17 protein-coding genes, 1 tRNA gene, 1 pseudogene and 1 riboswitch are annotated in these 24,661 nt (G+C 52.4%); of the genes and pseudogenes, 16 read left to right on the top strand and 3 right to left on the bottom strand.

Features of this window, described 5'->3' with window-relative positions:
* Positions 1-5 precede the first annotated feature (5 nt).
* Together SGBXF1_RS20510 and SGBXF1_RS20515 are read right to left on the bottom strand one after the other, a co-directional pair.
* Positions 6-1,955, bottom strand: coding sequence for a bifunctional 2',3'-cyclic-nucleotide 2'-phosphodiesterase/3'-nucleotidase (locus SGBXF1_RS20510; RefSeq protein ID WP_186427459.1), 1,950 nt, complete (start codon positions 1,953-1,955; stop codon positions 6-8).
* Positions 1,956-2,019: 64 nt separating this feature from the next.
* Entirely contained in the window at positions 2,020-3,201 is a 1,182-nt protein-coding gene (locus SGBXF1_RS20515; protein ID WP_037416712.1) for a NupC/NupG family nucleoside CNT transporter, read from the bottom strand.
* A 388-nt stretch (positions 3,202-3,589) separates the two neighbouring features.
* On the opposite strand from SGBXF1_RS20515, the gene SGBXF1_RS20520 reads away from it, so the two are divergent.
* The 5 genes and pseudogenes from SGBXF1_RS20520 to gcvT all read left to right on the top strand — a co-directional run bounded on the left by SGBXF1_RS20520 (position 3,590) and on the right by gcvT (position 10,733).
* A tRNA-Phe gene (locus tag SGBXF1_RS20520) sits at positions 3,590-3,665 on the top strand.
* Positions 3,666-4,563: 898 nt separating this feature from the next.
* A riboswitch (glycine riboswitch) is annotated at positions 4,564-4,653 on the top strand.
* Between the two features lie 227 nt (positions 4,654-4,880).
* Entirely contained in the window at positions 4,881-5,255 is a 375-nt protein-coding gene (gene gcvH, locus SGBXF1_RS20525) for a glycine cleavage system protein GcvH (RefSeq protein ID WP_186427460.1), read from the top strand.
* A 15-nt stretch (positions 5,256-5,270) separates the two neighbouring features.
* Positions 5,271-8,135, top strand: a pseudogene (gene gcvP / locus SGBXF1_RS20530) (aminomethyl-transferring glycine dehydrogenase); the annotation flags it as partial.
* Between the two features lie 78 nt (positions 8,136-8,213).
* Positions 8,214-9,485 (top strand): serine hydroxymethyltransferase, encoded by a 1,272-nt coding sequence (gene glyA, locus SGBXF1_RS20535; RefSeq protein ID WP_186428546.1) that lies wholly within the window; start codon positions 8,214-8,216, stop codon positions 9,483-9,485.
* A 123-nt stretch (positions 9,486-9,608) separates the two neighbouring features.
* Positions 9,609-10,733: a glycine cleavage system aminomethyltransferase GcvT gene (gcvT, locus tag SGBXF1_RS20540; protein WP_186427461.1), complete on the top strand. Its 1,125-nt coding sequence runs from the start codon at positions 9,609-9,611 to the stop codon at positions 10,731-10,733.
* A gap of 57 nt (positions 10,734-10,790) precedes the next feature.
* Here gcvT and SGBXF1_RS20545 read toward each other — a convergent pair whose 3' ends face one another.
* The gene (locus SGBXF1_RS20545) at positions 10,791-11,711 is read right to left on the bottom strand and encodes a LysR family transcriptional regulator (protein ID WP_186427462.1); all 921 of its coding nucleotides are present in this window, start codon (positions 11,709-11,711) and stop codon (positions 10,791-10,793) included.
* A 154-nt stretch (positions 11,712-11,865) separates the two neighbouring features.
* Here SGBXF1_RS20545 and speB point away from each other — a divergent pair, with 154 nt between their 5' ends.
* From speB to queF, 11 genes are all read left to right on the top strand, one after another.
* Entirely contained in the window at positions 11,866-12,849 is a 984-nt protein-coding gene (gene speB / locus SGBXF1_RS20550; RefSeq protein WP_037416698.1) for an agmatinase, read from the top strand.
* 80 nt (positions 12,850-12,929) lie between these two features.
* Positions 12,930-14,438 (top strand): aldehyde dehydrogenase family protein, encoded by a 1,509-nt coding sequence (locus SGBXF1_RS20555; protein ID WP_186427463.1) that lies wholly within the window; start codon positions 12,930-12,932, stop codon positions 14,436-14,438.
* A gap of 109 nt (positions 14,439-14,547) precedes the next feature.
* The gene (locus SGBXF1_RS20560) at positions 14,548-16,056 is read left to right on the top strand and encodes a purine-cytosine permease family protein (protein ID WP_037416692.1); all 1,509 of its coding nucleotides are present in this window, start codon (positions 14,548-14,550) and stop codon (positions 16,054-16,056) included.
* Between the two features lie 32 nt (positions 16,057-16,088).
* Positions 16,089-17,777, top strand: a complete 1,689-nt coding sequence (gene betA / locus SGBXF1_RS20565; RefSeq protein WP_037416689.1) for a choline dehydrogenase — start codon at positions 16,089-16,091, stop codon at positions 17,775-17,777.
* 158 nt (positions 17,778-17,935) lie between these two features.
* Positions 17,936-18,856, top strand: a complete 921-nt coding sequence (locus SGBXF1_RS20570; RefSeq protein ID WP_186427464.1) for an alpha/beta hydrolase — start codon at positions 17,936-17,938, stop codon at positions 18,854-18,856.
* A gap of 345 nt (positions 18,857-19,201) precedes the next feature.
* Complete coding sequence (locus tag SGBXF1_RS20575) at positions 19,202-19,612, top strand: GNAT family N-acetyltransferase (RefSeq protein WP_037416683.1); 411 nt, start codon at positions 19,202-19,204, stop codon at positions 19,610-19,612.
* Positions 19,613-19,637: 25 nt separating this feature from the next.
* Entirely contained in the window at positions 19,638-20,327 is a 690-nt protein-coding gene (locus SGBXF1_RS20580; protein WP_037416680.1) for a helix-turn-helix transcriptional regulator, read from the top strand.
* Positions 20,328-20,347: 20 nt separating this feature from the next.
* Positions 20,348-21,643, top strand: coding sequence for a cytosine permease (locus tag SGBXF1_RS20585; RefSeq protein ID WP_037416677.1), 1,296 nt, complete (start codon positions 20,348-20,350; stop codon positions 21,641-21,643).
* 619 nt (positions 21,644-22,262) lie between these two features.
* Complete coding sequence (locus tag SGBXF1_RS20590) at positions 22,263-22,877, top strand: helix-turn-helix domain-containing protein (protein ID WP_037416674.1); 615 nt, start codon at positions 22,263-22,265, stop codon at positions 22,875-22,877.
* Positions 22,878-23,774, top strand: coding sequence for a queuosine precursor transporter (locus SGBXF1_RS20595; RefSeq protein WP_037416671.1), 897 nt, complete (start codon positions 22,878-22,880; stop codon positions 23,772-23,774).
* The gene (gene queF / locus SGBXF1_RS20600; protein ID WP_037416668.1) at positions 23,752-24,594 is read left to right on the top strand and encodes an NADPH-dependent 7-cyano-7-deazaguanine reductase QueF; all 843 of its coding nucleotides are present in this window, start codon (positions 23,752-23,754) and stop codon (positions 24,592-24,594) included. The genes SGBXF1_RS20595 and queF overlap by 23 nt, the downstream gene beginning before the upstream one ends.
* Positions 24,595-24,661 lie beyond the last annotated feature (67 nt).

Below are 24,661 nucleotides of genomic sequence, written 5' to 3' on the forward strand. Positions count from 1 at the left end.
AGTCTTTATTTCTGTAAATTAATTTTATAAATAGCAAAACCAATATCGTCTTTTTCAATCAATTCCATAGGGTGCTGAGCATCTTGCTTGATATAAGCAGCAGCATTCTGGCTTGGCGATGTTTCCATCCTAATATCTAATTTCTTATCCGAGGAAATAGGTGCAATCTGCCAGCTGTTTATTACTTGTGGCTTATACTCACCATGTTGTTTGGTTTGTTCACTGATGTAATTAGCAACAATGGTGCGCACTTCGTCCGGAGAGGAGATAACAACATGCTTTTCCCCCGTCCCTGCAAACTTGCCGGTAAATGCCCGGTAGTTGTTAACGGCAACCAGGAATCGCGCATGGGCTGCGATCGGCTTACCCTGATAGGTCAGTGACGTGATGCGTTGCGCCTGTGGGTTAATCAGGTTGCAATCGCCGTCGTAACGCGCGGGCTGAGTCACATCTATTTGATAACTCAGGTCGTCAAACATATCGAAGTTATAAGCGCGAAAACCGTCCCAATTAAGCAGTGACTGTGGCTTATCCGTCTTCACGTCTATCTGGTTATACATGCCGGCAGAGCACTCTAACCACTCTTTCAGATCGCTTCCCTGTACTTTCACTGCGGCCAGCGTATTGGCGTACTGGTAAAGATCTGCCGCATTACGGAAGCTCAAAGGCCCTTTGCGCATATCGACAAAGGCCGCCGGATCGTTCTTCCTGCCACCGGCTTTAAACGGTGCAGCAGCCGAAATCACGGGTATATCTGCCAGATCCGGATCGCCCTGGATATAGTGCTTAACATAGGCTTTCTGCGCTTCACGGATAATCTGGATTGCTGAGGAGTCCTGCACCAACGCCAAATAGGTATTGGTATCTTCAGCGATAGTACCGATAGGCTTGTTAACGAACTTACGCGTATCGTCATGCGCCTGTTCCAGCGTTTTCACCAGCGCTGTTTTGGCAGCCGCCACTGACTTGTCGTTTTTCTTGTCGAAAATTGGTCGCGCCTCTGCACGGCTGGATACAACCTTCCAGTTGTTAGTTTCCCCTTCAAGTACTAGATCAATAACCCCCAGGTGATCAGCCCAGTGGCCCGGCATCACCGCAGGTACGCCGTTGACTGTTCCCTGATCGATATCAACCCCGGGGATTGCAGCGAAGCTCTTGCTAGGGAAAATGCCGTGAGAATGGCCGAACGCAATGGCATCAATCCCCGGAACCTGCGAAAGGTAATACACAGAATTTTCTGCCAAGGCTTTATAAGGATCGGCAGAAAGGCCAGAGTGGGCGATAGCGATAACGATATCCGCTCCCTCTTTACGCATTTGCGGCACCAACTCTCTGGCCGTTTCAGTGATGTCTTTGGTGATCACCTTGCCGGACAGTTTTGCCTTATCCCACAGAACGACCTGCGGTGGCACGAAACCGATATAGCCAATACGCAAATTATGCACTTTGCCTTCACGATCTTTAACTGGCGAATCCACGATCAGGTACTGTTTGAAATAAGGTTTTTTGGTTTTGGCGTCATACACATTGGCATTAATGTACGGGAACTTGGCCCCGCTGATCGCCAGTTGTAAATAATCCAAACCGTAATTGAATTCGTGGTTACCAATATTGCCAACGACATAGTTCAGGGCGTTCATCGCCTGATAGACCGGATGTACCTCGCCTTTTTTCAGATTAGCGGCGGCATAATCTGCCATCGGACTACCCTGGATAATGTCACCATTATCCACCAACACACTGTTGGTCACTTCCTCACGGGCAGCATCGATTAACGAAGCGGCTCTCACCAGACCATACTGGGCTGTAGCCTGATCTTTGTAATAGTCGTAATCCATCACATTGCCATGGACGTCGGTGGTCTCCATAACGCGGAGATCCACCGTTGCAGCATTTACTGCGCCAGCAACCATCATGGCTAATAACGAAATTTTGGTTGGAGAAATCATTTTCATCACACATTCCCTATATTGCAGCAAAACTGTCCAGCCACACGCTGTCGATGTGGCACTCTGTTGCTTAAAAGAAGAACCCCACCACGGCAGCGTTGAGGAAACTGACCAGCGTAGAACCGTAAAGCAGCTTTAAACCAAAGCGAGCGGCGCTGTTCCCTTGTTTGGAATCCAACGCTTTGATGGCACCGACGATGATGCCAATGGAAGAGAAGTTGGCGAACGACACCAGGAAGACCGAGATAATCGCCATGGTACGTTCAGTGAAGTGATACCCACCTTGAGACAAGTTGAGCATGGCAACGAATTCGTTACTGACGATCTTGGTTGCCATCAAGCCACCAGCCTGCACCGCTTCATTCCAAGGCACCCCGACCAGGAAAGCCAATGGAGAAAACAGGTAACCCAAGACGCCTTGGAAAGAGATGCCAAATAAGGCCGTGAATACCGCGTTAGCCATGGTGATCAACGCAATAAAGCCAATCAGCATTGCACCTACGATCACCGCCACTTTAAAGCCATCGAGGATGTATTCGCTCAGTACTTCAAAGAAGCTCTGCTTTTCCCCTTCCACCACATTGAGGATGTCTTCTTCTGGCTTGACCTGATAAGGGTTGATTAATGAAGCCATAATGAAGCCACCAAACAGGTTCAGCACCAATGCGGTTACCACATAGCGGGGATCAAGCATCACCATGTAGGCGCCCACGATGGACATAGACACCGTCGACATAGCAGATGTACACAGCGTATATAAACGGTGCTCCGGTAACAGCCCGAGTTGCTTTTTAACTGAGATGAAAACTTCAGACTGCCCGAGGATCGCCGAAGCAACGGCATTATAGGATTCGAGCCGCCCCATGCCGTTAACTTTGCTTAAGCCTAACCCGATGTATTTAATTATAAAACCAAGAATACGCCAGTGTTGCAGGATGCCAATCAGCGCCGAAATAAACACGATAGGCAGCAAAACAGACAGGAAAAATGAGATCTCCCCTTTATTCAGCAAACCGCCAAAAACAAAGTTGACCCCTTCATTGGCGTAAGAAAGCAAATTGCCAAACACCCCGGCGATCACACCAATAACCTTGTTGCCCACATCGGTCTTAAGTAACAGTGCAGTCATGGCAAACTGACAGCCCAGCATCACAAAGATCGGGCGGTAGCGGATGTTTTTGCGATCGTTGCTTACCAAGAGAGCTAAGACACAGACAACAATAATGCAGATTATCCCTATGATGTATTTCACTTTTTCTCCAAATTTATCTGTGAACTTTTACGTTCTTTCTCCCTACCCCACTCCCAACCCATACCAGGAATGAAATTGTTATTATCGAAACATAACATTCAATTTATGTTATTTAAGTTACAACGATCACAAACGAAAAAATAATATCCTTAAAATACAATTATGTAACATGTTACTGTTATAACCACCTGTAAAGGCAATCAACGATTGCCGCGTTTGAGCAGGAATTGAAGTAACGGCAAGGCTTACAGCCAGGGCTGAAGAGTTAACAAATTGTGACTATTGCAGAGACGCGATGCGGGACTTGCTTGAAAATAGAGCAACCGATCGGCTTTGTGATAGAAAGCGATTGACGACATCCGGCCAATACGGTTTAATGCGCCCCGTTGCCCGGATAGCTCAGTCGGTAGAGCAGGGGATTGAAAATCCCCGTGTCCTTGGTTCGATTCCGAGTCCGGGCACCATCTTTAGAAGAACCCGCCTATGGCGGGTTTTTTGCTTTCAGGGATAGGACTCTCCATCGAACAAGTTCGATTATTCGGCCAAAGGCCTCACCCTACGGGCCAACGCTAAAGCGTTGTTCAACTCGGCGCCAGCGCCGGTTGTCCGAGTCCAGCACCCTGTTTAGAAGAACCCGCCTATGGCGGGTTTTTTGCATTTCAGGGACAGGACTCTTCATCGAACAAGTTCGATTATTCGGCCAGAGGCCTCACCCTACGGGCCAACGCTAAAGCGTTGTTCAACTCGGCGCCAGCGCCGGTTGTCCGAGCCCAACACCCCGTTTAGAAGAACCCGCCTATGGCGGGTTTTTTGCTTTCTGGCGTAGGGACTCTCCATCGAACAAGTTCGATTATTCGGCCAAGGGCCTCACCCTACGGGCCAACGCTAACGCGTTGTTCAACTCGGCATAAACGCCGGTTGTCCGAGTCCAGCACCCCGTTTATAAAAACCGCTTTATCCACAAAAATGACGAAAGATATCGCGTTAAACACTCACCTAAATGCAATAAAACAGATGCCTTTAACGGAAGTTAACATTTAAAAAAAACAGACAAAATAACTCTATTTAATCACAAAAAAGAAAGCATCAAATTAAAAAACAAAATCATATATATCAAAAAGTTAAATTAATAAATAAACTACTATTTCGTAGTATAAATAATTTAATTAACCACGTTAAAAAACCAAAAAAATATTATTAATTATAATTTTTCATTGGGATCTCCACAAAAACAAAGGGAGATCTCCACCACTCGCCTTCATGTCATTCAGCACGCTCAAACCTCGCCACTGAGATTGAAAACATAATTAATACTTTTTATTGACATTGCATTAACAACTCCATTAGCTTTGAGGCAGCTTAACAGATGCAGCAGGAGAGACTGTCCTACGAGGACGGCGCCGAAGGGGAATAGCCCCAAAAACTCTCAGGCAAAAGGACTACTGCATTTACAAGCTCTCTGGAGAGTAGGCCTATCTGGCCTCGCCGAAGGAAAAACACCTGCCATGCAGGTGTAATATCTCAGGCACCAAGGACAGAGGGGGCAACAGGCTGACGCAGGCCTGGAGCGCTCCCGACTGACCTGGCTGCCGATCCCCCGATCGTCTCCTGTTTCGTCTCGCCCTCCGACTGACGTTGCTTAGGTTTATCCCAACGAAATCCAGTCAAGAAGGAATCCTATGAGCGAAATCAGATATACCCCATCTCACGAATGGCTACGTCTCGAAGACGACGGCAGTGTCACGGTTGGCATCACTGGATATGCCCAAGAGCTTCTTGGGGATTTGGTCTATGTCGCCCTGCCCAAAGAAGGTGAATCCTTCAGCCAAGGGCAAGAAGCCGCCACCATCGAGTCGGTAAAAGCTGCCGCAGACGTTACGATGCCCGTCGACGGAACCATAGTCATGGTCAATACCCTTCTGATCGATGAACCAAACCTGGTCAATGAAGCCCCCGAAAGTGACGGCTGGTTCTTTCGCATACTCCCCAGCGCCCCGTCCCAGCTTGAAGGTCTGATGGGTAGCCTCGCTTATCAACATCAGATTAACCCATAAGGTCGGAGGCTCACCATGTTCCATGATGACCATTCACACCCGAACGATATGTTATTTCAACGCCGCCACATCGGGCCAGGCAACAACGAACAGCAGGCAATGCTGGCCGAATTGCAGGTCAGTTCACTTGCTGAATTGATTGACCAGATTGTTCCCTCCAGCATCCGCCTGGCGGGTCCGCTTGCACTTGCCAACGGCTGCAGTGAGGCGGAAGCGCTTGAACGTCTGGCCACGATCGCCGCACGCAACCCGTTGTTTAAGTCCTATATCGGTATGGGGTATTACGATACCCATACGCCACCAGTGATCCTACGTAACCTGTTTGAAAATCCAGCGTGGTACACCGCTTATACTCCGTACCAGCCGGAAATCTCGCAAGGCCGCCTCGAAGCACTGTTCAATTTCCAAACAATGATCACCGATCTGACCGGCCTTGAAATCGCTAACGCTTCGATGCTTGATGAAGCCACCGCGGCTGCCGAGGCCATGACGTTCTGTCAGCGTCTGTCGGCATCACGGAGTCCAGCCTTCTTTGTCGCACACGATTGCCACCCACAGACTATCGACGTGGTGAAGACTCGCGCCGAGCCTTTGGGCATAGACGTGGTAATCGGCGATCCACACACCGATCTGGCCAACCAGGAATACTTTGGGGTGCTCTTACAATACCCCGGAACTTACGGAGACCTGATCGATTACCGCTCCGTCACCGAGGCAGCACATGCCAAGGGCGCGCTGGTCGTGGTCTCCGCCGATCTATTAGCACTAACGCTACTGATGCCACCGGGCGAGTTCGGGGCTGACGTTGCGGTGGGCACGACTCAACGTTTTGGCGTGCCGATGGGCTTCGGCGGTCCACACGCCGGTTATTTCGCTACTCGCGACGCGTTAAAGCGCAGCATGCCGGGCCGTCTGGTCGGCATGTCGGTCGACAGTCAAGGCCGTCCGGCGCTGCGCCTGGCGATGCAGACACGCGAGCAACACATCCGCCGCGAGAAGGCCACCAGCAATATCTGCACCGCACAAGCGTTGTTGGCAATCATCGCCGCCATGTATGCCTGCTACCATGGCCCAGAAGGATTGACCGCGATCGCTCACCGTGTACACCGATTGACCACCCTATTGGCCGCAGGGCTACGCCGACTCGGCTATAGGGTATCAACCGACGTTTTCTTCGACACCCTGAGCATCGATTTCGAGAGTGCTGACCACGCCAACGTGCTCCATGCACAGGCACGCACTCGCCGCATCAACTTACGCGCCAGTACCGACACTCGCATCAGTGTCTCCCTCGACGAAACGACAACTTCAGCCGACGTCATGGCGCTGTTAAGCATGTTCGCGCAGGGTAAGCCAGTACCGGACTTCGCCATGCTGGATGCGCAGACTGCTGGCGCGCTTCCACCCCAATTGCTCCGCACAAGCGCCTTTCTGACACATCCGGTATTCCAGCTGTACCGGTCAGAAACCGAGATGTTACGTTATCTGCGCCACCTCGCCGACAAGGATCTGGCGCTCGATCGCACTATGATCCCCCTGGGCAGTTGCACGATGAAACTGAACGCCACCACCGAAATGATCCCGGTGACCTGGCCAGAATTCGGCAAGTTGCACCCGTTCGCCCCAGCAGAACAGACCACCGGCTATCGTGAGTTAACCCGTGAGTTGGAAGCCATGCTGTGTGCTATCACTGGCTACGACGCGGTTTCGCTCCAACCGAATGCCGGCTCGCAGGGTGAATATGCAGGTTTGCTCGCGATCCGCGCCTATCACGCCAGTCGTGGTGAGTCGCAACGCGACATCTGCCTGATCCCCTCCTCTGCCCACGGTACTAACCCGGCCTCGGCTCAAATGGTAAACATGAAAGTGGTGGTCGTTTCGTGCGATGAGTCCGGCAACGTCGATGTCGATGACCTGAAAACCAAGGCAAAAAGGTACAGCGACACGCTTGCCGCGATCATGATCACCTACCCGTCCACCCACGGCGTATTCGAGGAGCGAGTACGCGAGATATGCGACATCGTCCATAACCACGGTGGCCAAGTCTATATCGACGGTGCAAACATGAACGCATTGGTCGGTCTTGCGCAGCCAGGTCACTTCGGTGGGGACGTGTCACACCTGAATCTGCACAAAACCTTCTGCATACCGCACGGCGGTGGTGGCCCTGGCATTGGCCCCATTGGTGTGAAATCTCACCTGGCCCCCTACCTGCCCGGCCACGCGGTGGGCTCACTCGACGGTGGTGGTGCTGTGTCTAGCGCGCCTTACGGCAGCGCAAGTATCCTGCCGATCACGTGGACTTACATCACGCTAATGGGGGCCGATGGCCTGAAGCGCGCGACCGAGATAGCGATTCTCAACGCCAACTACATCACGACCAAACTCGCACCGCACTACCCGATTCTCTACACCGGTCCAAACGGCCGTGTGGCGCACGAGTGCATCGTCGATGTTCGGGAACTGAAGGAGAGTTCCGGTATCAGTGTCGAGGACATTGCCAAACGTCTGATCGATTTCGGCTTTCACGCCCCGACCATGTCCTTCCCGGTGGCGGGCACCTTGATGATCGAACCAACCGAGTCCGAATCAAAAGCAGAACTCGACCGATTCATTGAGGCAATGGTGACAATCCGCGAGGAGATACGTGCAGTCGAACAGGGCCGTCTTGATCCCGAAGACAATCCACTCAAACACGCGCCGCACACCGCCGCCATGCTTGCAGGACCTTGGCCGTACAGTTATAGCCGCGAACAGGCAGTGTTTCCTCGAGGGCTAGAGCATGATCACAACAACAAATATTGGCCGCCGGTCAGCCGCGTCGACAATGTCTATGGTGACCGCAACCTGATTTGCAGTTGCCCACCACTATCCTCTTACCCGCAGACCGAAGATGCTCCTGTTCAGCCTCTGCCATCCAGAGAGCAACCCAACAACCGCCACCACCAAGGAAATGCCATGTCTATTCAAGAACAATTCAGCCAGCCACTGCAAATCGCCGGTTTCGACGACGCTTTGTGGCATGCGATGGAAGCCGAACGCTTCCGCCAGGAAGACCATATCGAGTTGATCGCGTCGGAAAACTACACCAGTCCCCGCGTGATCCAGGCACAAGGTTCCGTGCTAACCAACAAGTATGCAGAGGGCTACCCAGGCAAGCGTTACTACGGTGGTTGCGAGCATGTCGACGTAGTAGAGCAACTGGCAATAACCCGGGCAAAACAGCTTTTTGGCGCAGACTATGCCAACGTGCAACCGCACTCGGGTAGCCAAGCCAATGCGGCCGTCTACATGGCACTGATCCAGCCACACGACACGGTATTGGGGATGAGTTTGGCGCACGGCGGCCATCTCACCCACGGCGCCTCAGTCAACTTTTCGGGCAAGATCTACAACGCTGTTCAGTACGGTATTGATATTGCCACTGGCCTTATCGATTACGACGAAGTTGAAAAACTTGCGCTTGAACACCAGCCAAAGCTCATCGTTGCCGGCTTCTCAGCGTATTCGCGCGTGATCGACTGGGCGAGATTCCGCGCCATTGCCGACAAAGTCGGTGCCTACCTATTGGTCGATATGGCACATGTGGCAGGCCTGGTCGCAGCGGGTCTGTATCCGAACCCCGTTCCCTTTGCCGATGTGGTCACCACCACCACACACAAGACGTTGCGTGGCCCGCGTGGTGGATTGATCCTGGCTCGTGCCAATCCTGACATCGAGAAAAAACTCAACTCGATCGTCTTCCCCGGCATCCAGGGTGGTCCACTGATGCATGTGATAGCGGCGAAAGCCGTCTCTTTCCAGGAAGCACTGCAACCTTCGTTCATCACCTACCAACAGCAGGTCATCGCTAATGCTCGCGCAATGGCTGCGGTGTTCGTTGAACGCGGTTACGACATCATCTCCGGCGGTACTGACAATCATCTGTTCCTGTTGTCGTTAGTCCGCCAAGGGCTAACCGGCAAAGCGGCCGACGCAGCCCTCGGAGCGGCACACATCACGGTGAACAAGAATGCAGTACCGAACGATCCGCAGTCGCCATTTGTGACCTCAGGGATCCGCATCGGAACACCAGCAGCAACCACGCGTGGCTTTAAGGAACCGGAAGTTCGCACGATTGCCGGCTGGATCTGTGACATTCTTGCCGATATCGACAACCCCATTGTCATCAATCGGGTGAAGCATCATGTCGCTGAGTTGTGTGCCGCTTTCCCGGTCTACGGCAAATAGTGACGAGGTGTGCATCATGGCATTCAACGTGTTCGCATTGTTCACGTTCGAGCCTGATGCACACCGCCACACACGTGGACTACAAGCTGGCCATCAACGTGATCGAACGTTAAGGAGATGACAATGAATGAACCACACACCTTGAACTACACCTCACTCTACGACCTGCACATTGAACTGGGCGCAAAGATGGTGCCATTCGCCGGCTATGCGATGCCCGTACAGTATCCGCTCGGCGTACTAAAAGAGCACCTGCACACCCGATCACAGGCTGGCCTGTTCGACGTATCACACATGGGTCAGGTCAAGTTAATCGGCAAAGAAGCGGCAACTGCACTGGAGAAACTGGTGCCGGTAGATATCATTGATCTGCCGGTTGGCCAGCAACGTTATGCACTCTTTACTGACGATCGTGGCGGTATCCTTGACGATCTGATGGTCTCGAACTTCGGCGATGACGTCTTGTATCTGGTGGTCAACGCTGCCTGTAAAGTGCAAGACATCGCCCATCTGCGGAACCACCTTTCCGCCCACTGCGACGTGGTCGAGCTGAACGATCGAGCACTGTTGGCGCTGCAAGGACCTGCGGCAACCCGTGTGCTGGCACGCTTGGCACCCGCGGCTGCCGAACTGTCCTTCATGCAGAACGCACAACTCGATCTCGCCGGCGTGGCCTGCTACGTCAGCCGCTCCGGCTACAGTGGTGAAGACGGTTACGAGATTTCAGTCCCCTCCGCAGATGCCGAAAAGCTGGCACGGCGCTTACTCTCGGAATCTGAAGTCGCGGCGATTGGCCTGGGTGCACGTGATTCACTGCGGCTGGAGGCTGGCTTGTGCCTGTACGGTCACGACATCGATACCACCACCACCCCGATAGAAGGAGCTCTGCTGTGGGCGCTGTCGAAAAACCGCCGTCCTGGAGGCGAACGCGCCGGCGGCTATCCGGGTGCTGATGTGATTGCACGACAGATTGCCGAGGGTGTGCAGAAGAAACGCATCGGGTTCGTCGTCAAAGGAAAAGTGCCGGTACGTGAAGGCGCAACGATCACCGATGAGACCGGCCGGCCGATCGGCAAGGTTACCAGCGGCGGTTTTGGCCCAAGCTTCGGTGGCCCCGTTGGCATGGGCTACGTAACCCAAGCACATGTCACCGTGGGTACCCCGCTGTTCGCCATCGTACGCGACAAACCGGTTGCGATTGAAGTCAGTAAGACCCCATTTGTCCCGCAACGCTACTATCGACGCTAACCTGTTCCTGCCGGTGAGAGACATCGTGCACCGGCAGTGTTCGTCGCGGGAATGACATCACACGTCTGCCTTTGCGACCGATATGCTGTTCGCCAGTAGATCAGCCATAAAGGCTTGCAATATCAATGGCTGGGAGACACCTCTGCGCGTAATGGCCGTGAACGGCCACAGGGAACTGAACCGGCTTGGATCAATTTGGCGCATTTTACCGGTCTCCACCCAAGGGGCTGCGTAATGTATCGGCAAAAAACCGATATAGGCCCCAGAAAGGATCAACAGCGCCTGTGCTTCGATGTTGTCGACAGTCGCCGTCGCCTTGCTGGCCTGTAATAACCTGATGTCGCGCCTCTGCAAATACCCGCGCGCCACAATATGGCTTTCGCTGATCCTGGTGAGCAGCGCCTCTTTTGTCGGCAGCGGATCAAACAGCGGATTGTAACGACCGCAATACAAGCCATCACTTTCCTCGTACAAATGGGAATAAAACAGGCCTGGCACCTGCAGCGGAAAGTGCCCTATTGCAACATGCAGACGGCCGTCAAGCACACGCTCTTCCAATTCGGCTGGCGTGCCAATATAAACGTCAAGCTGGACATCATCCCCCCGCGACATGAATTTCCTGAGTGTTTTAGGAAGCGGGGACACGTCATCCGTGATGGTGTTGTCGATGATACCGATGTAAAGCTTGCCAAAAATATGCTGTGTCAGCGCATGGGTCTCCATGCAAAAGGTGTCCACAGCAAGCAGCAACCGATGCGCTGCCTCGTACGCCGCCACACCGTGCTCCGTCAGTCGGAACCCACCACGCCCACGTTCGCACAAGGTGAAGCCCAGCCGCGTTTCCAGGGTGTTCATCTGCCCGCTGATCGTCGACTGGCTGCTGTTCAGGGCGGCCTGGGCGGCCGCATAACCACCACATTTGACCACCGTCATAAAAACTCTAAGCAGTTTCATATCGACATCTTGTAGCTGTTTCACCGCAATTCCTCCTCGACGTCATTACATCGGAAACACCGATTTGAGTATCTAATGTTGCATATTTGTTTCCTCAAAGTTAACGGTCATAGTGACTCAAAAGGTCGGAATAACTCAAGCCTTACCTTTTCAGCCACCCACTACAGGAAGAAAAAAGATGCAAAAAAACAGTTATGAAACAGGGCGTTTGAACTTGCCATTCGTGGGCCATTGCACCTTTGCCAAGTCCCCCGTCTGCCTGGACTGGAACAACATAGACGCCGATGTGGCCATTCTGGGGGCGCCCAATGATATGGGTACACAGTGGCGTTCCGGCGCTCGCTTCGGGCCACGCAGCATTCGCGAAGCCTCAACACTGTTTTCTTTCGGTCACTCGGGTGCTTACGACCATGAAGATGACACCACTTACCTGACCAGCGATCAGGTACGCATGGTCGACGTCGGCGATGCCGACATCATCCACACCGATATGGAAGGCAGTAATGCCAACATCGAGTTCGCGGTGCGTAAAATTCTCGAATCGGGCGCGATGCCGGTGGTACTTGGCGGCGATCACTCAATCCATGCTCCGGTAATCAAAGCCTACGCGGGACGCGGCCCGGTTCACATTGTGCATTTCGACGCCCACCTGGACTTCGTCGATGAACGCCACGGCGTACGCTATGGCCACGGTAGCCCATTACGTCGCGCCTCAGAAATGGAGCATATCGTCGGTATGACGCAGATGGGCATCCGCAACGTGTCTTCGTCAAATCGTGACGACTACGACGCAGCACGCAACGCTGGTTCACAGATCCTGTCGGTACGCGATGTGCGCCGCCTTGGTACTGAAGGTGTACTAGATTGCATCCCGGCGGGTACCGCCTATTACATCACCATTGATATCGATGGCTTCGATCCCTCTATTGCGCCAGGTACCGGCACCCCCAGCCACGGCGGTTTTACCTATTACGAAGTGCTGGAGATCATTCAGGCATTGTCCAAACGCAGTAGTGGCAACGTCATCGGTATGGATCTGGTCGAAGTCGCCCCCGCTTATGACCCAACCGGGCAGACGTCGATACTCGCCGCACAATTGCTGATGAACAGTCTCGGTTTCATTTTCCACGACCGCGCCACCAGCAAAGCACGCGCTATATAACCATCGCCGCGCACTGGCGCAGCCAACCACGCTTCCCAGCCCGCGACCAGAATGCGGAAAACTTATTCGGAGACAGATTCATGGATGCACTTGTACAGCAATACCTGGATCAATTCGGCGTATCGGACGCCACGCGCCACTTCCTCACCAAACCCAAAAAGATGTTTATCGGTGGGGACTGGCTCGATGGTAGCGATAACAGCACAGCCAACGTGATTGAACCTTCGACCGGAGGCGTGCTGACCCAGATCCCAATCGGCAGCATAAAGGACCTGGATCTCGCTGTGGCCGCGGCTCGTAGCCAGTTCGATGGCGGCGAATGGCGCCGTTTAAAACCGCTAGAACGCGAACGCCTGTTACACCGTCTGGCCGACCTTATCGAAGCCAATGCCACTGAACTGGCCGAGATTGAATCAGTCGACATGGGTAAGTCAGTCTCGCAGGCACGGGATGTCGACATCCAGGGCACCATTGATACTTTTCGCTACTTTGCCGGCTGGGCCTCAAAACTGCATGGCCGTACTGTCGAGCCATCCCTGCCGGGCAATTACCTGGCCTACACGCGTAAAGAACCCATCGGCGTCGTGGGCGTCATCGTGCCATGGAATTTCCCGCTGCAAACCATGGCATGGAAGTTGGCCGCGGCGCTGGCCGTGGGTTGCACCGTCGTGGTCAAACCGGCCGAACTGACCTCTCTGTCCACGCTGCGCTTTGCAGAACTGGTACAAGAAGCCGGTATTCCTGACGGAGTGGTCAACATCGTGACTGGCTATGGCAGCGTGATCGGCGCTGCCATGAGCAGCCACCCTGGCATCGACAAACTCACCTTTACCGGCTCGACCCCGGTCGGGCGCACCGTTGGCCAGAATGCAGTGAACAAGGTCAAGCGCGTCACACTTGAGCTGGGTGGAAAATCGCCAGTACTGGTGCTGAAAGATGCCGATATTCCCGCGGCGGCACGCGCAGTCGCCAATGGCGTATTTTTCAACTCGGGACAAGTGTGCGACGCCGGCACCCGTGCTTATGTACATCGCAGTATTTACGATCAATTCCTGCAAGAATTAGTGGCCTACACCGAGAGCTTGAAGGTCGCCCCCGGCCTCGATCCGGATTGCTTCATCAGCCCGCTGGTGTCCGCCAAACAGAAGGACAATGTCAGCTCATACATTGCCATTGGCCTGCAAGAAGGTGCCAAACTGGCCTATGGCGGACGCACACTGGACGGCCCAGGTTATTTCGTCGAACCCACTATTTTTTCCCATTGCCACAACGATATGCGGATCGTGCAAGAAGAGATCTTTGGCCCGGTACTGGTCACTATCCCCTTCGATACCACAGAAGAAGCGGTCAGGTTGGCAAACGATTCATCGTTCGGCCTCGCGGCAGCGATCTATTCCAATGACCTGGGCTTGGTGCATACGTTGATCCCGCAACTGCATGCCGGTTCTGTCTATGTGAATGCCCACAGCACCATTGATCCCTCCATGCCGTTCGGCGGCTTCAAAGAGTCCGGTTTCGGCAAGGATCTTGGGCCCGAGCAGCTTGACTACCTGATGGAAACCAAGGCGGTGTGGATCACCCTGCCTTAAGCGTTCTCATCCCTCCCGTTGCGGCCAGTACATGGCTGCAGCGGGCGGAGAATAAGATCAGATCCCTTGAATTTTCAAGACTTCAACCAACACGACGGTGAGGTATTTCATGCAATCTGACGTAAACGCAGCCAAAGCAATCTCCAGCGTTCAAGGCACCATCGAAGGACGCTCGATTGACTTTGTTCCGGATAGTGAAAGAAATGACAAGCTCTCCAGCCAGGGGCCGTTCTGGTTCGTCGGTAACTTTACCTTCTTTACCATGACGATTGGTTTTGTCGGGCCGAGTGTCGGTCTCACCGCGCTCTGGACTACCCTCGCAGGTACCCTCGGTATCATGTTCGGCACGTTATTTATGGCCTTCCACGGTTCGCAAGGCCCACATCTGGGCCTGCCGCAGATGATTCAGTCCCGTGCGCAATTCGGTTATCGCGGCGTAGTGTTGGTATTGCTGGCAACCTTATTTGTGTTTGCCGGTTTCAACATCGTTAATCTGGTCCTGATGATGCAGGGCCTGAAAACCTTGTTCAGTTGGAACCCGTTCCAGGTCGCTCTGGCCGTGACGGTACCTGCCACCATCCTGGCTATTCTCGGGCACGACTGGATGCACAAGACCTTCAAGTGGTCACTGTATCTATCCTTGCCGCTGTATGGCCTGGTGACCCTGGCCGTACTCATGGGCTGGGTACCTGATGCAAAGCCCATCACCGGCGCAACCCCTGTGGCAGCGTTGGGGTTCAACTGGACCGGATTTATCGCACAGTTCGCGGCGGCTGCCAGCTACAACATCGCCTATGCCCCCTATGTCTCTGATTATTCTCGCTACCTGCCGAAAAACACCCCAAGCGGCAAGCTGATCACGGCCGTGTTTCTGGGGGCATCGCTGTCGGGGGCCTGGATGATCGCCGTCGGCGGCTGGCTGGGCGCTCACCTGCATGCCACTGATGTGCTGGTCTCGCTTAATCAGGTCGGCGCCAGCATTGCACCGAAGCTGGGTACTCTGGTCGTCGCCGTTGCCATCCTCTCTTTCTTGCCAGTGATCGCAATGAACATCTATAGCGCCAAGCTAACTGCAATCACCAGTGTCGATTCGTTTCGGAAGATCGCGCCCACCGCCAAGGTACGTATTGTAGCCATCATTTTTGTCGTGCTGCTGCAACTGGGTGTGGCAATGACCATCTACAACTCAGGATCGGGGTTGTCGGTGCTGAACATCTATCTGGTGCTGATGTTGTACTTCCTGGTGCCATGGACCGCCGTCAACCTGACCGACTATTTCTTCGTGCGCAAGGGGCGCTATGCCGTGCCGCATTTCTTCATGCCTGGCAACAACATCTATGGCACCTGGGGCACCCGTGGCCTACTGGCTTACGCCATTGGCTTCGTTGCGATGATTCCCTTCTTCTGCGTCTTCAATGGCAGCGAAGAGGTCTATGTCGGTTCGCTGGCCAGGGCCATGGGCAGTGTTGATCTGGCCTGGCTTGTCGGCCTGATCGTCTCAGGCGCGGCCTACTACTTACTCTCCAACTCGCTTGATCTGGACAGTGAAGAACGTGTGATTGAGCACATCGAGAAACATATGCCGGAATTTACCACCGGGGACAAGAAACGTGTCTGAGGCACGACCCGACGCAAGGAACCAAAAAAATCATGACGATCAAACAATACGATTACATCATTGTTGGGGCCGGTTCAGCCGGGTGTGTACTGGCAAGCCGGTTGAGTGAAGACCCGAATGTCAGTGTGCTGGTGCTTGAGTACGGCGGCAGTGACCGCAGTATCATCATCCAAATGCCAAGTGCATTTTCCATCCCGATGAATACCAAGAAGTACAACTGGCATTACGAAACTGCGGCCGAGCCGCACCTGGACAACCGCAAGCTGCACTGCCCTCGCGGCAAAGTACTGGGCGGGTCCTCGTCGATCAACGGACTGGTTTATATCCGTGGGCACGCCTGTGACTTTGACGAATGGGAGTCACTTGGCGCCAGGGGTTGGGGCTACCGCAACTGCCTGCCGTACTTCAAGCGTGCTGAAAATTACAAGTTTGGTGGTGACGACTATCGCGGCAGTGAAGGCCCGTTGAGCACCAACAACGGCAATAATATGGCGAACCCGTTGTATGGCGCCTGGATCGACTCAGGTGCACAAGCCGGCTACATCAAGACCGATGACTGCAATGGCTATATGCAGGAAGGCTTCGGTGCCATGCACATGACCGTCAAGAACGGTGTGCGCTGGTCCACCGCCAACGCCTACCTCCGCCCCGCCATGCAACGACCTAACCTGACAGTGATCACTCAGGCGATGACCCGCCAGATATTACTGGAAGGTAAGCGCGCGATCGGCGTGACCTACGATCAGAATGGCGTTACCCATACCGTGCACTGCAAACATGAGGTCTTGGTGTCATCAGGGCCTATCGGTTCACCACACCTGCTCCAACGTTCCGGCATCGGCCCGGCAGCCGTGCTCCGCGAAGCAGGCATTCCGGTGAAGCACGATCTTCCCGGCGTTGGCGAAAACCTACAGGATCATTCGGAAATCTATATTCAGTACGCCTGTAAAGAACCTGTTTCGCTCAATAGCAAGATGGGGTGGTTCAGTAAGGCGTTGATCGGTTTGCGTTGGCTGCTGTTCAAGGATGGTCTGGGGGCAAGCAACCACTTTGAAGCCGGTGGCTTCATCCGTTCCGAAGTCGGGTTACGTTGGCCGGATATCCAGTTCCATTTCTTGCCGGCGGCCATGCGCTATGATGGCGATAAACCGTTCAAAGGCGATGGTTTCATGGTCTTAACCGGGCCGAACAAACCCAAAAGCCGTGGCTATGTGCGCGCGCGTTCGGCCGATCCTTATTCGCATCCGGAGATCCAATTCAACTACCTGCAAAGCGAGGAAGATCGCGAGGGTTTCCGCCGCTGTGTACGCCTGACACGTGAAATCATCAACCAACCAGCGATGGATCGTTTCCGTGGCGTCGAACTGGCACCGGGACCTGATGTGACGACCGATGAAGAGATTGACGCCTTCGTGCGCGCTAACATGGAAAGCACCATGCATCCTTGTGGTTCCTGCCGTATGGGCGAGGACGATATGGCGGTTGTGGACTCGGCGCTGAACGTGCGTGGTCTGTATGGCCTGCGCGTGATCGACTCGTCGGTGTTCCCGACCGAACCGAACGGCAATCTGAACGCCCCCACCATTATGTTGGCCGAGCGCGCGTCTGATTTGGTAAGAGGTAAAACATTGCTCCCTGAAGCTGATGTGTCCGTCGGGTTAGCCGATCACTGGCAAACACAGCAACGCACCAATAAACCGCTACGCACGGTGGATGTGTAATAGGGCCGTTCTGAATCCAGACGCATATCCTTCCTTTCTTAACAGCCCAGTGAGCATATCATCGGGCTGTTTGGCTTTTATGAAGCCCGCTGAACGGCCATATCCCCATTTGCTGATGAGATGTTAATATCGACGTTTTTCAGGTGAATAGGCTCAGCATGCCATCCTCTTATCTTCGCTGTCTTACCTTTATTATCACGCTGATTATCGGCGTTGGCTCCCCCATGCTGGCGCAGGCCAGACCCGATCTGGAGCGTAAAATTGGCGTGACCGTCGCCGATACACAGTCACCTGATTATCAGTTCAGTGATTTGCGGTTCAATTCAGCGGATGGCCAGCGTCATTACCGCATCCGCATTGTGCAACCACGTATAGCCCCGCCACCGGCTGGGTATCCGGTCATCTACTTTTTGGATGGCAACGCAGTACTGATGGAGTTAAATGCCAGCTTATTGGCCCGGCTTGCGGCACAAAAACAGCCGCCGGTATTGGTACTGCTCAGTTATGACAACGATTTGCGTATCGATGCCAATGGCCGCAGCTACGATTACACGCCGGCGCCACTGCAAACCCGTGGGATGCGGGCCAATGGCGGCGCAGATGCCTTCTTGCAACTGATCGAAAGCCAGGTTAAACCGGCCGTTGCAGCGAAAGTTGCCATTGATCCTCAACAGCAAACGCTGTGGGGACACTCTTACGGTGGCCTGTTCGTTCTGCATACGCTGTTAACCCAGCCAGCTTCATTCCAATATTACGTCGCCGTAGAGCCCTCTCTGTGGTGGGGAAAAGGCTTTATTTTGCAGGAAGCACAACGGGTTATTGATCGACATCCTGCATTATCTGCCCATCTGTGGCTGTGGACCGGCGGTGGAGAGAAAATGCGCTCGGCGCCGCCCAATATAAAGCAGACCCCACTCCCCGCAGACGCAGCTCAGCAGTTAGCCGAGCGGTTGAACACGCTAAACGGGCTTGATGTGGACTTCCGGGAATGGCCCGGCTTGGATCATGGTGCCATGTTCAGTGCAGCTATCGCACCTGCATTGGAAAACATCGCCAAAGATGGCGCTCAGGACAAATGATGGGATTCTAGGTGCTGACTCTGGGGATTCTTAAACATGGCGGCTCCCCTTTGGCAAGTTAGCTTGCTCTACCGGTGGAGCCTGAATGGCTAATGTATTTCCTGAAGGAGGCCCTGGTGAGGCACAATAGGAATAGATTGACTGGACAGGACTTACCGCTATTTATTACCGCGTATTGCGCTATTTTCTAGCCCTGTCACAGTTAATATAAAGGTTTGCCACATTAACGGGAACGGGTGAAAACCACCCTTGTAATACATTATGAAAAGTGATAGTTAAACCCGTTAGCAAGCATCAAATTGATTGCAAAAACAAATTATTATCACATGGAATTATATTACAACGATGAATATCAATATTACCGATCAGCCAAACCCACAGGATGAAGAATTCGTCATTGATAGCCTTTGGGCCCACAACGAGAAAACCGAACATGTAGATATCCACCCGTTGTTCCTGACCATTACCGATGACGAAGGAAAAATCGTCGCTGGTCTGGTTGCCAGAACCTGGTGGGGCGGGCTTGAAGTTCAGTATCTTTGGGTCAGTGCCCAATATCAGAAAAGTGGCTATGGCCGCCAACTAATGGTGCAAGCCGAAGAAGAAGCCAAGAAGCGGGGTTGCCACATGGCTTATGTCGATACCTTCGACTTCCAGGCCAGAGGTTTTTATGAAAAATTGGGCTATCAGGTCTACGGTAATTTAGGCGGATATGCCAAGAAGCATACACGTCACTACCTGGCGAAAGAGATTTAACCCAATCTTAATCGGTGAGGTCAGAATGGATTCGCCCGATAAAAGTAATGAATTCTATTTGAAAGGCCTGATTGCCATGATGGAGCACTTAAGTGAGCCATGGGGCATTAAGGACCTGGCATCCCGTCATCTTTACATGAACCGGGCCGCCTACCTCTATACCAACACGCCATTAAGTTTTGATATAGCCGGTAAGCGAGACGACGAATTCCCCGCCGACTGGGCCGAGTCTGCGGCCGATTTTGTCGAACATGACAAAATGACCGAGATTTCGCGCGATCGGGTTGCCGTGATAGAGACGCATTATTGGTACGGGAAAGACAGCCTGACACCGTTTATCAGCGAAAAACTGCCTATCTACAACGATAAGAAAGAAGTATTTGGGGTAATGTGGAACGCCAAGCCGCTTAACACCTTATCCCCACTTAACTATATCAATCATCAAAAACCCAGCGTATTGACCACTGAAACTAACAGCACCATTTTTACCCGGGCTGAGCTGGACGTTATATTTTTAATGCTGCAACGGCTGTCGGTGAAAGAAATCGCCAAAATATATAACATCAGCAATAAAACCATAGAAAATAGAATATATAACATTTATCAGAAATCTGATGTCCACACACAGCAGCAGTTTGAGGAGTTTTGCAAATATGCTCAGCTGGACAGCTACATTCCCGATCGCCTGATAGCAAAAGGCATCCAGTTTATTTAAATAGCAAGGAATACCTCATTGTGATCAAAATTGAAGACTATCCGTTAACCCGGGTACCTCAGGATAAAAGAGTCTCGTTCTTAAGCGTAGCTATTGTGCATATGGGTATGCTGACCGCTCTGGATCAGTTTATGCTTGGCGCCGTATTAGGCCATTCAATGACACTGATCGATGCATTCACCGCCATTTTTGTCGGCAGCCTGATATTTGGCGTGGTGACCTACGGCCTTGGGTTGGCGGGTATGCGAGAAGGGATCTCCGGTAGCCTGTTGGCCCGTTGGTGCGGCTTTGGCCGGTTAGGTTCAGTCCTGATCGGCGTCGTTGTCGCTGTCAGCCTGCTAGGCTGGTTTGGCATACAAAATGCTATCTTCGCCAAATCGTTGGATTTCGCTCTTGGCAATAAACTGGGCTTTGGTCTGGCGGCAGGTTTGTCCGGTACTCTGTTGACCATTCTGGTGGCGTTCGGCTTCAAGGCCTTGCGCATCGCCGCCAGAATTGCGGTACCGATGTTTATTATGTTGGTGGCCTATATTTCCTACATCACCCTCACCGGCCATAACCTGCCGGAGATTATCCAACTCATGCCGCCAGGTGATCCGCTGTCGATCAGCGCCGGTATCACCATTGTGGTCGGCGGCGCGATTGTTGCCAGCCTGATGACCCCCGATTTAACGCGCTACTCCAAAAACAGCAAGCATGTATTTGGCGTGACTATTCTCACCATTGTCGCCGGAGAGTTCGTGGTTAACGGCCTGGCATTGCTGATCGCCAAAACGCTCGGCACAGCGGATGTGGTCACCATCATGTCACAAGTCGCCGGCGGTGCAGGATTGCTGGTCGTAGTATTCTCCACACTGAGAGTTAACGATCTCAATCTGTATTCATCGTCACTGGGCATCGTCAACGCCGTTGAAGGCATGACCGGCAAAAGACTGAAATACACCGCGACCACGTTGGTGATTGGCGTATTAGGTACCACACTTTCCGTATTGGGAATTCTGGACCGGTTTGTCGATTTCCTGACGGTACTTGGCGTGGTATTCCCTCCGATTATCGGCGTTATGTTGGTCGATTATTATCTGCTGCGTACTCATCGCAAGATTCTGGATGAGAGCCGCCAAGAAGGAAAACTGCCTGACCAAACGCCAACCATTGGCTGGGCGGCCATCATCGCCAGTATTGCTGGCAGCATCGTCGGATTGGTGACTGAATGGGGTGTGCCAACCATCAACTCACTGCTGGCCGCTAGCCTGCTGTATTGGGCACTTAAATTGACGGTGAGTCGCTCTCAGAAACCGGCGTCTGCACAAAGCTGATTTGGCCTGAGTGATATCTCCACTCTCCACCACGGGGAGTGGGGAACTCGGAAACAGAGAGATAAGAGATACAATTACCGAATGATGACATCACGTCATAAATAGATATCGGTCGGCTAACTAGCCGACTGGCATCAATATAGAGGGGTGGGTTTTAAACTGCAGCTTTACAGCCGATGACGTAATTGAAATTCCCTGGTGTTAGTAGCTAAAACATCCTTTAATACTCAGAGAATGGAAACGCCTCCCTCTCAGAGCTTTTTATTATAGAAGCTGTCCGACGATTACCTATTAACCATTTGGATCGTCAATAAACACTTCAGTATGGGTGAACATTAGCTCACAAAATCCGCTCTGGTCAACACAAAAGTAGACACAAAACTCACTTTTGTGTTCACTTTTCTTGGATTGAAATGTAAGTGATTGATTTATATTTAATTACCTTTATTTCTCATTATATGCATCATGATAAATGCCTCCGTGCCCACGACAAGGGGTAGAATACTTTCCGTTTCTAAAGTGTAATCAGCTGGTTACCGGCACAATGTCCGTGTCCGTTCTGGACAATGCCGGTGCGTGCGATATAGTAAAGCCGGCCAGAATATTGTAAGGAATGCTTATGAAGACCACTAACGCCCAGCGCAAAGTCAACATCATTAAGAATATTGAATATCTGATGCGCACCCGTGGCGAAACCAAGGCATCCTTCTCTAACCGTACTGGCCTGACACGCACCACCATCTATAAGATCCTGGATGGAAAGGTCAATAATGTGCAGCAAGCCACCGTTAACCGGATTTCAGATTTCTTTGGCGTTTCCTGTGAAGAGATCGAAGACTATGATCTGGAAAAGCTGGAGCTGCTCAACGAAACCCTTTCCACCGAAGGGAATAAAAACCCCTCCGCCATTCCTGTTATTCCGCAGTCACGTTTTTTAGCGGTTGCCGGCAAGAAGATCGGTCAACTTGTCACAGAGTTCCCTTTGACTTATTTCTTCGGCGATGAGTCAAATATGGTAGCAATGAAAATAGAGACCGAAATAAAAGGTTCATTTATCCCAGGCGAGGTCATTATTATAAAACGCCCGCCGGTGCTGGTTTGCAATTCGCCTTTATTGTATCACTCGGGAAAAAACGGCTTCTTTGTCATTAATGACAAAGAAGAAAGCAGCATGGAGAAAAATCATCAGGATACCGTGCAATTCCTGGGTTATATCTTTGGAGAAAGGCTATAAATGGAACCGAATCAAAAGTTCAAGCTATTGGGCTTTACCCGACATGGCACCCTGGCCGCCAATGTCATGGTATTAGCTACAGGCAAAACCATCACCATGGGGCTCAATGAGCTGGCCGACAGCGAAATATCGGAAGATCTCAGCCGACATGAGTTGCAGGCGCTGTACCGCAAGATTTACGGTAACAATCAGCAGCAAACCGCTTACGAGCTCAGCGATCGCCACGAACGCTCCTGGTATGCCTATCTGATCATTACCGTAGCACTCAGCGTAATTTATATCTTTTCAACCCTGTGTGGCGTCAAACCGATTCAAATTCCCGCGTTGAACCTGATCACACCGCCCGCTATTTTTATTTATCCTCTCACTTTTATTCTGGTCGATATTTTAAACGAGTTTTACGGACTACGATTGGCCAGACGTACCATCATCATCTCGTTTATGGCCAACCTGATTTTTGTACTGGGTGTTTGGGCCACCACACTGGTGCCGAGCATTCCTCAGTGGGAATTCAGCAAGACCTATGATGGCATTGTTCACAGTATTATGGCGGTACTGGTCGCTTCATCTGCGGCTTATTTGATCTCCGAGAACGTCAATTCCTATCTGCTTTGCAAAATCAAAGAGTTGACCAACTCCCGCTACCTGTTTGTGCGAGTGATCACCAGCACCGTTGTCGCTTCAGCCATCGACAGTGTGGTGTTCTGTACACTGGCGTTCTACAACGTCTTGAGCTGGGACATCATCAAAACCATGATCTTGTCGCAGTTCCTGATCAAGGTGGTCTACGCCCTGGTAGGGGTTGGGCCAATTTACGCCGCCCGTAGCCTGTTTAACCGCTATATCAATACCGATCTTGCAAGGAGCAATGAATATGCATATCAAAAAACAAGATAAAATCACCCATCTTGGCGCTAACTCCGATTATCCGGACCAGTATGCTCCCGAATTACTCGAGGCTCTGCCGCGTGCTCGCGGCCGTGATCTGATCGGTGTAGATGAACAAAACCTGCCGTTTAGCGGCTTCGACCTGTGGACTGCCTTCGAGCTGTCCTGGCTCAACGCAAAAGGCAAGCCAGTGGTTGGCATTGGTGAGTTCACTCTGCCGCATTCTTCCACCAATCTGATCGAGTCCAAATCATTCAAGTTGTATCTCAACAGCTTTAACCAAACGCGCTTTGACAGCGTGGAACAGGTGAGCGCGGCGATGCAAAAAGATTTGTCGCAGGCCGCTAACGGTCAGGTCGGCGTTAAACTCTATCCGGGATTGGACGGGTATTCATCGCAGATAGACCGCCTGCCGGGAATCAATATTGACGATCTGGATATCGCCGTGGATGACTTTGACTTTAAGCCAGAATATCTGGACGGAGCTACCCATGAGCAAGCAGAAACCGTGACGGAAACATTGTCCTCCAATCTGCTGAAATCCAACTGTCTGGTCACCAACCAACCGGACTGGGGCAGCGTAGTCATCCACTATCAAGGCCGGAAAATCGATCGCGAACGCCTGCTGCGCTACCTGATCTCTTTCCGTCAGCATAATGAGTTCCACGAGCAGTGTGTCGAGCGCATTTTTAACGACATTAAGAAAAGCTGCCAGCCGGAAAAACTCAGCGTATTTGCCCGTTATACCCGCCGTGGTGGTCTGGATATCAACCCGTTCCGCAGCGACTTTGAAGCCGCACCGACACTGGGTCGACTGATCAGGCAATAAACCCTTCGATAATGCTCCCGCCCGGGAGCATTATTTTTTCCCCTTTCATCTCCTTGTTATTTTTCGC

The organism is Serratia grimesii, from assembly GCF_900186025.1.
In the GTDB taxonomy this organism is placed as follows: Bacteria; Pseudomonadota; Gammaproteobacteria; order Enterobacterales; family Enterobacteriaceae; genus Serratia; species Serratia grimesii.

Bases quoted from the DNA above. Each gene is read 5' to 3' on its own strand.
- SGBXF1_RS20510 (WP_186427459.1), bottom strand. From the start codon at position 1,955: ATGAAAATGATTTCTCCAACCAAAATTTCGTTATTAGCCATGATGGTT.
- gcvH (WP_186427460.1), top strand. From the start codon at position 4,881: ATGAGCGAAATCAGATATACCCCATCTCACGAATGGCTACGTCTCGAA.
- glyA (WP_186428546.1), top strand. From the start codon at position 8,214: ATGTCTATTCAAGAACAATTCAGCCAGCCACTGCAAATCGCCGGTTTC.
- gcvT (WP_186427461.1), top strand. From the start codon at position 9,609: ATGAATGAACCACACACCTTGAACTACACCTCACTCTACGACCTGCAC.
- speB (WP_037416698.1), top strand. From the start codon at position 11,866: ATGCAAAAAAACAGTTATGAAACAGGGCGTTTGAACTTGCCATTCGTG.
- SGBXF1_RS20555 (WP_186427463.1), top strand. From the start codon at position 12,930: ATGGATGCACTTGTACAGCAATACCTGGATCAATTCGGCGTATCGGAC.
- SGBXF1_RS20560 (WP_037416692.1), top strand. From the start codon at position 14,548: ATGCAATCTGACGTAAACGCAGCCAAAGCAATCTCCAGCGTTCAAGGC.
- betA (WP_037416689.1), top strand. From the start codon at position 16,089: ATGACGATCAAACAATACGATTACATCATTGTTGGGGCCGGTTCAGCC.
- SGBXF1_RS20570 (WP_186427464.1), top strand. From the start codon at position 17,936: ATGCCATCCTCTTATCTTCGCTGTCTTACCTTTATTATCACGCTGATT.
- SGBXF1_RS20575 (WP_037416683.1), top strand. From the start codon at position 19,202: ATGAATATCAATATTACCGATCAGCCAAACCCACAGGATGAAGAATTC.
- SGBXF1_RS20580 (WP_037416680.1), top strand. From the start codon at position 19,638: ATGGATTCGCCCGATAAAAGTAATGAATTCTATTTGAAAGGCCTGATT.
- SGBXF1_RS20590 (WP_037416674.1), top strand. From the start codon at position 22,263: ATGAAGACCACTAACGCCCAGCGCAAAGTCAACATCATTAAGAATATT.
- SGBXF1_RS20595 (WP_037416671.1), top strand. From the start codon at position 22,878: ATGGAACCGAATCAAAAGTTCAAGCTATTGGGCTTTACCCGACATGGC.
- queF (WP_037416668.1), top strand. From the start codon at position 23,752: ATGCATATCAAAAAACAAGATAAAATCACCCATCTTGGCGCTAACTCC.